9 protein-coding genes are annotated in these 9,487 nt (G+C 70.9%); 4 read left to right on the forward strand and 5 right to left on the reverse strand.

The features are described from left to right. Positions 1-96 (forward strand): acyl-CoA dehydrogenase family protein (locus AB0M16_RS36020; protein ID WP_157849844.1); only part of this gene is annotated, 96 nt, incomplete at its 5' end. 75 nt (positions 97-171) lie between these two features. Here the strand turns inward: AB0M16_RS36020 and AB0M16_RS36025 are convergent. The 3 genes from AB0M16_RS36025 to AB0M16_RS36035 form a co-directional block, all read right to left on the reverse strand. Next, the gene (locus AB0M16_RS36025; RefSeq protein WP_365350744.1) at positions 172-591 is read right to left on the reverse strand and encodes a hypothetical protein; all 420 of its coding nucleotides are present in this window, start codon (positions 589-591) and stop codon (positions 172-174) included. 76 nt (positions 592-667) lie between these two features. Beyond that, positions 668-2,488 carry an alpha/beta hydrolase gene (locus AB0M16_RS36030; protein ID WP_365350746.1) on the reverse strand — a complete coding sequence of 607 codons (1,821 nt, stop codon included), beginning with the start codon at positions 2,486-2,488 and terminating at the stop codon, positions 668-670. A 7-nt stretch (positions 2,489-2,495) separates the two neighbouring features. Continuing rightward, positions 2,496-2,945 (reverse strand): hypothetical protein, encoded by a 450-nt coding sequence (locus AB0M16_RS36035; protein ID WP_365350748.1) that lies wholly within the window; start codon positions 2,943-2,945, stop codon positions 2,496-2,498. 214 nt (positions 2,946-3,159) lie between these two features. Here AB0M16_RS36035 and AB0M16_RS36040 point away from each other — a divergent pair, with 214 nt between their 5' ends. Continuing rightward, the gene (locus AB0M16_RS36040; RefSeq protein WP_365350750.1) at positions 3,160-4,710 is read left to right on the forward strand and encodes a hypothetical protein; all 1,551 of its coding nucleotides are present in this window, start codon (positions 3,160-3,162) and stop codon (positions 4,708-4,710) included. Positions 4,711-4,741: 31 nt separating this feature from the next. On the opposite strand, the gene AB0M16_RS36045 is transcribed toward AB0M16_RS36040, so the two are convergent. Further along, positions 4,742-6,034, reverse strand: coding sequence for an LCP family protein (locus AB0M16_RS36045; protein ID WP_365350752.1), 1,293 nt, complete (start codon positions 6,032-6,034; stop codon positions 4,742-4,744). Positions 6,035-6,165: 131 nt separating this feature from the next. Here AB0M16_RS36045 and AB0M16_RS36050 point away from each other — a divergent pair, with 131 nt between their 5' ends. Then, positions 6,166-6,699 (forward strand): acyl-CoA thioesterase, encoded by a 534-nt coding sequence (locus AB0M16_RS36050; protein WP_365350754.1) that lies wholly within the window; start codon positions 6,166-6,168, stop codon positions 6,697-6,699. 46 nt (positions 6,700-6,745) lie between these two features. On the opposite strand, the gene AB0M16_RS36055 is transcribed toward AB0M16_RS36050, so the two are convergent. After that, the gene (locus tag AB0M16_RS36055; RefSeq protein WP_365350756.1) at positions 6,746-8,119 is read right to left on the reverse strand and encodes an LCP family protein; all 1,374 of its coding nucleotides are present in this window, start codon (positions 8,117-8,119) and stop codon (positions 6,746-6,748) included. Between the two features lie 222 nt (positions 8,120-8,341). Here AB0M16_RS36055 and AB0M16_RS36060 point away from each other — a divergent pair, with 222 nt between their 5' ends. Next, the gene (locus tag AB0M16_RS36060; protein ID WP_365350758.1) at positions 8,342-9,385 is read left to right on the forward strand and encodes a glycosyltransferase family 2 protein; all 1,044 of its coding nucleotides are present in this window, start codon (positions 8,342-8,344) and stop codon (positions 9,383-9,385) included. The last annotated feature ends 102 nt before the right edge of the window (positions 9,386-9,487 follow it).

The following is a 9,487-nucleotide window of genomic DNA, read 5'->3' on the forward strand; positions in this document are numbered from 1 at the left end:
CCCGTCGAGCGCATGATGCGCGACGCCAAGATCACCCAGATCTACGAGGGCACCAACCAGGTCCAGCGCATCGTCATGGCCCGCAACCTCCCGTAGTCCCCCCACGGGAACAGGCAGCCCCCGGCACGACGGTGCCGGGGGCTGTCGGTCTCCCGTGGGCCGAGGAGGCCCTCACTTCTCCTTGAAGCAGGCGGATTCGACGGTGACTTCTATGAGCTCCGGAGCGTTTTCGGCCTTGTTCGCCCTGTGCAGGCGCACATCGACCGCGAATTCGCCCTCGCTCGATTCCGCGACGATCTGGGGGCTTTTCGCCACGCTGCCGTCCACGCCGTCCTTCACGATCCGCCAGCCGTTCTTGGGGAGCTCGTCCCGCAGGTGGTCGAAGGCCTTCTGCATGTCGGCGAAGGGGACCCCGTAGACACTCCACGGGTGGTGGGCGCGGTATACATGCTCCTCGTCCTCGTAGTCGGAGCACGGCGCGATCATCGCTCCCGCTTCGGTGACCTTTCCCTTGAGTGCCAGCATTTCGAGGACTCGACTGGACGTCTTCTCGACGTCGTCCTGCACCGTGGTGCTGTCACGCACGTCCACTTTCGCCTCCTTTCCACTCGAGCACGCCACAGCCAGCGCGCAAGTTGCCACAACAGACACGAAAACTGAAAGTCGCCTACTCAAGTTCAACCTTGCTGTAATGGCCGGCTATGACGGCTGCCTGGTTTCGAAGGCTCAGGGATTCGGCCTCGAAGAACTTCGTGTGCCCACCCGCGTCGCTCTTCATGATGTTGCCGCCGAACGATTCGTCGGTCGGAATGGTCCAGTTGTCACCGAGGCCCATCAGGCGCCCACCCTGCCGCACCACCTGATCATCCCAGGGGGCACCCATCGCCCACACGTGGTCGGCCCCGACCCCGAGGTCCGCGGCGTGGTCCGCCTGAACGCCGGGGCTGCCCGCGAAGACGAAGTCGTCGATCGCCTCCGGGTCCTTCCAGCTGCCGGACTGGGCCGAGACACCGACCACCGTGCTGCCGTAGCTGTGGCCGATGACCGTCGTGTGGGCCCGTGAGCCGTCGGCGCCCTCCTGGGCCACGCGGTTGCCCTGGAGGAAGTCGTACAGCCGGGGTCCGCCCTCCTCGGCGTACTGGCCACGCGTGGCCTGCGGAACGATGCTGTCCGGGGCGTTGTAGTCGAGCCAGGTGATCGTGGAGACGTTCTGCCCCGGTACGAGTTTGCTGCTCTCGGCCCAGAGCCGTTCCCCGCGGCCGAGGTCGCCGTGGTCCTTCCCGTCGCCGCCTATCGACTCGATGCCCGCGAAGGTACCCGGGACGTACACGCTGACATGATCGGCCTTGTCCGGGTTCCCGTTGGCCAGGATGATCTTCCCGTCCCCGATCCCCTTGAGGTCGTAGCCGAGCAGGTACGCCTCGGGAAGCCCGTGCTCACCCGTCCGGTCGAAGCGCGACTGGATCGCGTTGATGCCCTTCATGGACGTCTCGAGCTCCCGGTACCGGTCCCCGTACTTCCTGTCCCACGCCATCCACTCGTCGGTGTGCACCTTGGCCGGGTACATGCCGGCCGTGATCCAGGTCCACTCGTTGGCGGGCGGCTTGGGGATGGAGTTCAGCTCCATCTGGACCTTGGCCTGCTGCTCCGCGAAGACCACCCGGTTCCCCTCGTCGCGGATGTCCGACGGCAGTCCGTTCATCGCCCCGACCGCGCCCGGATGCATGGCGAGATAGTCGGCGCGCTGCTCCGGGGTGAGGCCCTTCCACCACTCGGCGTTCTGGTCCGGAGTGCCGTCCTTGGGTGGGGGCTTGATGCTGTGCAGATAGGCATCCGCGCCCTGGAGCACGCCGTCCGAGTCGGACTTCACGTCCGTCCAGTCCCGGTCGGTGACCTTCAGGTCGTCGTCGGCCTTCAGGGCGCGCAGCTTCGGCGCCCACTTGGCGTCCGCCTCGGTGGCTTCCTTCAGCGTGTCGGCGACCCGGTTCGCGAACTCGATCGCCTTGCCGTAGTGCGGGTTGGGATGGATGTTGATGGCCTGGCGCTCGATGGCGTTCGCCGTGGGGTCGGTCATCCCGGCGCTCCCGCTCACCGTGCCGCCGTCGGCGGTCTTCTCCGCGCCGGGCTTGGCACCGGCCGGGAAGCTGACCGAGCCGTCCGGGTTCACCGTGCAGCCGGCGGCCTGGGCATCGGCGATCGCCGCGTCCAGCTTCCGCTTGGCGGCACCGACGTCGAAGGCGAAACCATTCAGCGCAGTGCTGACGAGACCGCACTCGGTCTGCGCGTAGTGGAAGTTCCTCGACAGCTCTTTGAGCTCGCCCAGGGCGGCCTCCGCCGCCTTGCCCTTCAGCTCGCCGCGGATGCCCGCGGAGATCTTGGTGTCGATCGTGTCCTTGGCCGTCATGGCCATGGTGCCGACGGCCCGGTAACCGTCCGCGGCCTCCTCGTACTCGGCCTGCTTGAAGGCCCGTAGCGTCTCCAGATCCATGGCGCGGTCACTTCTCCTTCGCCTGGCCGCCGACGGCCTCGGTGTCCGCGTACTTCTTCGCGTGGGCCTCGAGCTCCCCGAGCAGCGTCTCGTCGGGCTTCGACAGATCGTGGCCGGAGGTCCGCAACAGCCCGCCCAGCGCCTCACAGCGCCCGCTCACGTCGCCCACGTACTTCTTCCAGGAGTCGTACAACTCCTTCTGCGCCGCCGCGCTCTGGATCCCCTGGCCGTCGCCCAGTCCCGCCTGGCCGGAGTCGAGACCGGTCAGCGCCTTGGTGACCTCGCCCTTCAGGCCCGAGACGCCCTCGCCGGCCTTCACCCAGGCCCGCTTGTCCGTCTTCAGGTCCTCCGAGTACCCCCCGCCCCCCGGATCGGCCGGCAGCTGGTTGAGCCGCATCGAGGTGGACCGGTGCTCCGTCGCCTCGGCCTTGAGTTGCTCCCATTCGTCCCACGGCATCCGTGAAACCTCCCCGTGTCCCCGTCCCCGGGCGCCCCCGGGCCGAGTGGCCATCCTCCAGGGCAACGACAGCCGAAATCAAACCTCCTGCAAACGCGCGTACGGGTTACTCCCGCAAAACCCCCCGGCGGTACGGTGTGTCACGGGCCGTCGGCCCGGGCGTTCCGGGGCGGCCGCACCCGTGTCCGCCCAACCCGTAGTAAGGCCACCACCGATGACCGGCGAGTCCGCCACGCTCCACGCGCCCGCGCGTCCGTTCGTCCCGTTCGCCGGGGGCCGGCTCCTCACCGCGCTGCGCGGGGCGAACCTGCTGCTCGCGGCCGGGGCGGTCCTGATGATCGTGCGGCTGCCGTGGATAGGCGACATGGGCGTGCACGCCGCCACCGTCGAACGCCTGCGGCACGACCTGTTCCACCCGGGCAACCCGATGGTCGACTCGCCCACGGACAGCCCCTACTACTCGCCCTGGACGGTGTGCCTGGCGCTGTTCGCGAGGGCGACCGGACTCGACACGTTCGACGTGCTGCGCTGCGCCGCCGTCGTCGGCCTGATCGTCCTGGCCACCGGCGTACGGCGGTTCGTCCGCACCCTCAGCGCCCACCCGGCCGCGCCCCTGCTCGCCGTGCTGTGCCTGCTGCTCCTGTGGGGCGTGCGCCCGTTCATCTGGAGCGGCTTCCTCGGCCTCACGTCCCTGTCGGCGAACGCCTCGTACCCGAGCACCTTCGCCTCCGGCCTCGGCTTCCACCTCCTCGCGCTGCTCACCCAGGTCCTGCGGCGGCCCGCAGGGGCGGGGTCGCTCTCGTACGCCGGGTCCGCGGGACTGGGCCTGCTGTGGGCGTTCCTGATGCTCAGTCATCAGTTCACCGGCGTCGTCTTCACGTTCGGTGCCCTCGGTGTCCTCGTCGCCGCCTCCGGACGGCCCACCCGGGCCGTCCTGCTGCGGCTCGGCGCCGCCCTCGCCGTGGGCCTCGCGGTCCTCGCCGCGTGGCCGTACTACTCCTTCTTCGCGCTGCTCGGCGCGGGCGGCCTGGAGGAGATCCACCAGCCGCTCTACCGGAAGCCGGGGGCGCTGTTCACCCTCGTCCCGCTCGGGGTGCTCGCCCTTGCCGTAAGGTTTCGCCGCGACCGCCGCGACCCGCTCGTGGTCTGGTTCCTGCTCGGCCTCGTGACGGTGGGCGCCGGCGCGGTCCTCGACAAGTGGTCCCTGGGCCGGACCGAGCCCGCGGTCGTCATGCCCGCCCAGATCGCCGCCGCGCTCCTCGTCCTGGACGGCGGCGCCCGTCGGCTGCGCGCCGCCTTCGCCGCCGTCCTCGCCGCCGCCCTCGCGGCGGGCCTGTGGGCGCAGCGGGACGCGCTGACCTTCGTCATGAGGGCGGACGCGCTGCCGACGGCCGTCACCCGGGACGCGTGGAAGGTCTGGCAGACCCCGGGCTGGACGAAGCGCTACACGGCGTACGGGGACGTCTTCATGACCGGGGACCGCGGTGCCGCCATCACCCTGCCCGCGTACGGGGGCTACACCGTGGAGGCCGGTTACCCGGACTTCTTCCTGCCCGACGAGAAGCAGCGCGCCGCCGACACCGCGCGCTACTTCGCCCCCGGCACCCCCCGCGCGGAACGGCTCGCGGTGCTGCGCAAGTACGACGTGAAGTGGGTGCTCCAGCGGCCGTCGCGGGGCGGGCTCCCGGCCGGGGACCCGGCCCTGCGCGAGGTGCGGAAGGGCCCGGACGGCCGGGTGCTCTACGAGGTGCTCGCCCGGGGGTGACGGCCCGAGGGCGCCCGCCGGCGGGCGCCCGTCAGCGGTCCGAGGTGACGGTGACCGGCTGGTCGTTGCGGATCTGCTCGACCAGCTGCTTCACCTTGGGCATGTCCCACTTCAGGGAGCCCTGCGGCGCCGTGCCGTTGATCGGCATGTTCATCGACTTGCCGTCGCCGCCACTGATGCCCTTCATCGCGAAGAACATCTTCCCGAGGTCGTAGAGCGACATGTCCTTGTCCACGATCAGCGTGTCCAGGCCGGCGCCGAGGGTCGGGTACAGCTTGAACGGGTTGAGGATCGTGCCCGGCGTCGCCGCCTGGTTGGCCAGGGCGGACAGGAACTTCTGCTGGTTCTTGGTCCGCGCCAGGTCCGACTCGGCGAACGCGTAGCGGGTGCGCACGAAGGCCAGGGCCTGCTGGCCGTCGAGGGTCTGGGTGCCGGCCTGGAAGTCGGCCCCGGACTTCTTGTCCTTGAAGCCCTTCTCGATGTTCAGCTCGACACCGCCGAGCGCGTCGACGATGTTCGCGAAGCCGGCGAAGCCGATCTCCGCGTAGTGGTCGATGCGCAGGCCGGTGTTGTACTCGACCGTGCGGACCAGCAGCTCGGGGCCGTCCATCGCGTAGGCGGCGTTCAGCTTGGAGCCGCCGCGGGCCTGGTACTTCTTGCCGGACTCCGAGCCCACGAAGGACGGGATCGTCACCCAGGAGTCGCGCGGCAGCGAGATCATCGTGTTCCCGCTGGAGCAGGCCGCGAGGATCATCATCGAGTCGGTCCGCTTGCCCTCGGCGGAACCGGTGTGCAGCTTCTTCTTCTCCTCGTCCGACATGCCCTCGCGGCTGTCCGAACCGACGATCAGATACGTGGTGCAGTCGCCCTCGGACGGGCGCTCGATCACCTTGGCGAGGTCGACCTCGTTGCGCATCCGGGAGCTGGCCCAGGCGTACGTGCCGACGCTCCAGCCGACCACGGCGACGGCGAGGACGATCGAACCGATCTTGATCCGGCGGCGCCAGTCGGGCGCGGGCCGACCGCCGCCCTGGCGGGGGTCGTACTGCGGGGGAACGGTCCCGCGGCCTCCGCCCTGCGGTCCGCCGTAGACCTGGCCGCTGCTGTACCCGGAGTCGTAGCCGCTGCCCTGGGCCTGCGTGAAGCTCGGGTTGTACTCCTGGTCGTAGCCCTGGTCGTACCCCTGGCCCTGCCCCTGGCCGTACTGCTGCTGCCGCTGCTGCCGGTACTGCGGCTGCTGCGGCTGCTGCGGCGGGACCTGCGGGCGCTGCACGTGGCGCATCCGGCGAGGTCCCTCGGGCTGGGCGTCGGGCCAGTCATTCATGCGGACCAGTGTGCCGTCAGGCCCGGCGCGGCCGACAGGGCGGGTGGGGAATCGGGTCGGCGCTGTTGCCAAGCTGATGCAAAGCGGACCGTGCGGGGACCGCCGCACAGGCCGGGCATAAGGTGGAGGGCATGACAGATCAGGGCGACATCCCGGGCAAGCCCACCTCGGCGTCCCGCACCACGCTGAGCCACATCATGACGAGCCACGACACCAACCTCCTCGGCACGGTGCACGGCGGCGTGATCATGAAGCTGGTGGACGACGCCGCGGGCGCGGTCGCGGGCCGGCACTCGGGCGGCCCCGCCGTCACGGCCTCCATGGACGAGATGGCGTTCCTGGAGCCGGTGCGGGTCGGCGACCTGCTCCATGTGAAGGCCCAGGTCAACTGGACCGGCCGGTCCTCCATGGAGGTCGGCGTCCGGGTCATGGCCGAGCGCTGGAACGAGTCCACGCCCGCCACCCAGGTCGGCTCCGCCTACCTCGTCTTCGCGGCCGTCGACGGCGACGGCAAGCCCCGCCCGGTCCCGCCGGTCATCCCGGAGACGGAGCGCGACAAGCGGCGCTACCAGGAAGCCCAGATCCGCCGCACCCACCGCCTGGCCCGCCGCCGCGCGATCAGGGAACTCCGCGAACAGCGCGCGGCCGAGGGCTACGAGGACTAGCTCCTGGTACCGGTGGTCCGCTCGCCGTGCCGCGACCTGCGCCCGCCTACGGGCAGACCACCTGGTCCCCGCGTACCGCCTCGAACTGGCCCGACTGGCGCTCCCGCTCCCGTACCGGTGTGACCGCCCTGTAGTCGGATCCGACGGTCACCCTCAGGGTCCCGCCCTGGCCGGGAACGGGCTTCAGCTCGGCGCCCGGCAGGGCCGCCGCCAGGGACTTCGCCGACCGGTCCCAGCGCGGGTCGTAGGAGACGACCGTGCGCGCGACCTCCTGCCCCGTCCCGGTCCGCGGCTCGCGCGTCGTGTCGAAGCCCACACCCCGCAGTGCCGCGTCGACCCGGCCGCCGAGCCCGTCCGTGCGGGTCCCGTTGTAGACCTGGACCCGGATCGTCTTCGGCGCGACGTCCACGTCGACCGGCCGCGGCCCCTTCGGGGCGGCCGGCCGGGCGGGGGAGAGGGGACGGTCCTCGCGCAGCGACTGGAACAGCTTCTGCGCCTTCGGCGCGTCCCACTTCACCGTCGAGCCGATCCCCTTCACCGGGAAGCTCATGTCGCCGAGCGGCACGGACACGAACTCCGACGAGGCCGGGCCGAAGCCCTGCATCGCCTTCGCGAGGGACAGCATCTGCTCCGTGCCGAAGCCCTGGTCCGCCCGCACCGAGCTCAGCATGGTCGTCGCGACCTCCCGGAACCGCACCGGGTTGAGCAGCACCCCGCCGCCGGTCACCCGGTCGATCAGCGCGGCCAGGAACCTCTGCTGGCGCTGCATGCGGCCGAGGTCGGAGGCCCCGTCGACATGGCGGGCGCGCACGTACTGCAGCGCCTGCCCGCCGTCCAGCTCGTGCGGTCCGGCGGCCAGGTCGAGCCCGGTGTAGGAGTCCTTCAGCGGCTTGGGAGTGCAGATCTGCACCCCGCCGACCGCGTCGACGGTCTTCATGAAGCTCGTGAAGTCGACCTCCAGGTAGTGGTCGATCTTCACCCCGGTCATCGACTCGACCGTCCGTACGGTGAGTCCCGGCCCGCCCTCCGCGTACGCCGCGTTCAGCTTCACCGGGTGCGCGTGGTGCCTGCGGCCGGTGGTGAGGTCGGTGTGCTCCGGCATCTCGGCGTACGAGTCGCGGGGCAGCGACACCACGCTCGCCCGCTCCCGGTCCGCGGAGATGTGGACGAGCATCACGGTGTCCGTGCAGTGGCAGGGCGCGCCGCCGAGCCGGTACCTGCGGCGCTCCTCCTCGGTGATCCTGTCGCGGCCGTCGGTGCCGACGAGCAGGACGTTCATGCCGTGCCCGGCCCGCGGGCGGTTCTTCATGTCCTTGAACGGGTCGATCCGGTTGATGCCGGTGTCCAGGCTCGTCACGACCGCGTGCCCGATCCCCCCGGCGGCCAGCACGCCCACCGAGAGCGTGGTCGCCATCCGCATCCCCCACCGCGACCGTCTGGGGCGGCGCCGCCTGCGGACCGGTGCGGGTCGGGCGGCGGGCCGGGGCGGTCGGGGCGGTCGGGGCGGTGTGGGCACCGGGGGACACCTCCGCGGGTGCGACAGGGGGACCGTGAGCACCGTAGGCCCATACGACGATCGCAAGGGCCCACCGCCGCCGGCGGCGCGCGACCGTGTCCCCCATTCGCGGTAACGTGGCACGCGATGAACGCCAAGCCCCCCGTCTCCGTGATCATGCCGGTCCTCAATGAGGAGCGGCATCTGCGCAACGCGGTCCGTCACATCCTGGAGCAGGAGTACGACGGCGAGATGGAGGTGGTGATCGCGCTCGGCCCGTCCACGGACCGTACCGACGAGATCGCCGCCGAGCTCGTCCGCGAGACCGCATCGAACGAACGCGCCCGCGTCCACACCGTGCCGAACCCCACCGGTCGCACCCCGGCCGCCCTCAACGCGGCGATCAAGGCCTCGCGCCACCCGATCGTGGTCCGCGTCGACGGTCACGGCATGCTGTCGCCGAACTACATCGCGACGGCCGTGCGTCTCCTGGAGGAGACCGGGGCGCAGAACGTCGGCGGCATCATGCACGCCGAGGGCGAGAACGCCTGGGAGGACGCCGTCGCCGCCGCCATGACCTCCAAGGTCGGCGTCGGCAACGCGGCCTTCCACACCGGCGGCGCGGCCGGCCCGGCCGAGACCGTCTACCTGGGCGTGTTCCGCCGTGAGGCGCTGGAGCGGCAGGGCGGCTACAACGTGGAGTTCATCCGCGCCCAGGACTGGGAGCTGAACTTCCGCATCCGTGAGGCGGGCGGCCTGATCTGGTTCTCGCCGGACCTGCGCGTCCAGTACCGCCCGCGGCCCTCGGTCCGCGCGCTCGCGAAGCAGTACAAGGACTACGGCAAGTGGCGGCACGTCGTGGCCCGGTACCACGCCGGCTCCATCAACCTGCGCTACCTGGCTCCGCCGGCCGCCGTCTGCGCGATCGCCGCGGGCATCGTCGTGGGCGCCTTCCTCACCCCGCTGGGCTTCGTGGTCCCGGCCGGCTACCTGGCCGCCATCACCGCGGGCTCCGTCCCGGCGGGCAAGGGCCTGTCCCTGAAGGCGCGGCTGCAGATCCCGGTGGCCCTGGCGACCATGCACATGTCGTGGGGCTTCGGCTTCCTCACCAGCCCCCGCTCGCTGGCCAGGAAGGTCATCGCGAGCAAGCGCCCGGCGGTGACGGCGGACGAGGCCGGGACGACCGTCTGAGCCCGCGCACCGAGCTCCGGAACGGCGGTGGCCGGTCGACCGGGTCGAGCAGGTGGTTCCGCATGAACTTGAGGATCAGCGCGAGGTTGACGTGGACCGTGC

The sequence above is a fragment of the Streptomyces sp. NPDC051921 genome, from assembly GCF_040680975.1.
In the GTDB taxonomy this organism is placed as follows: domain Bacteria; phylum Actinomycetota; class Actinomycetes; order Streptomycetales; family Streptomycetaceae; genus Streptomyces.

Excerpts from the sequence above, each read along its gene's own strand:
- AB0M16_RS36030 (WP_365350746.1), bottom strand. The coding sequence starts at position 2,488 with ATGGATCTGGAGACGCTACGGGCCTTCAAGCAGGCCGAGTACGAGGAG.
- AB0M16_RS36035 (WP_365350748.1), bottom strand. The coding sequence starts at position 2,945 with ATGCCGTGGGACGAATGGGAGCAACTCAAGGCCGAGGCGACGGAGCAC.
- AB0M16_RS36040 (WP_365350750.1), top strand. The coding sequence starts at position 3,160 with ATGACCGGCGAGTCCGCCACGCTCCACGCGCCCGCGCGTCCGTTCGTC.
- AB0M16_RS36045 (WP_365350752.1), bottom strand. The coding sequence starts at position 6,034 with ATGAATGACTGGCCCGACGCCCAGCCCGAGGGACCTCGCCGGATGCGC.
- AB0M16_RS36050 (WP_365350754.1), top strand. The coding sequence starts at position 6,166 with ATGACAGATCAGGGCGACATCCCGGGCAAGCCCACCTCGGCGTCCCGC.
- AB0M16_RS36055 (WP_365350756.1), bottom strand. The coding sequence starts at position 8,119 with ATGCGGATGGCGACCACGCTCTCGGTGGGCGTGCTGGCCGCCGGGGGG.
- AB0M16_RS36060 (WP_365350758.1), top strand. The coding sequence starts at position 8,342 with ATGAACGCCAAGCCCCCCGTCTCCGTGATCATGCCGGTCCTCAATGAG.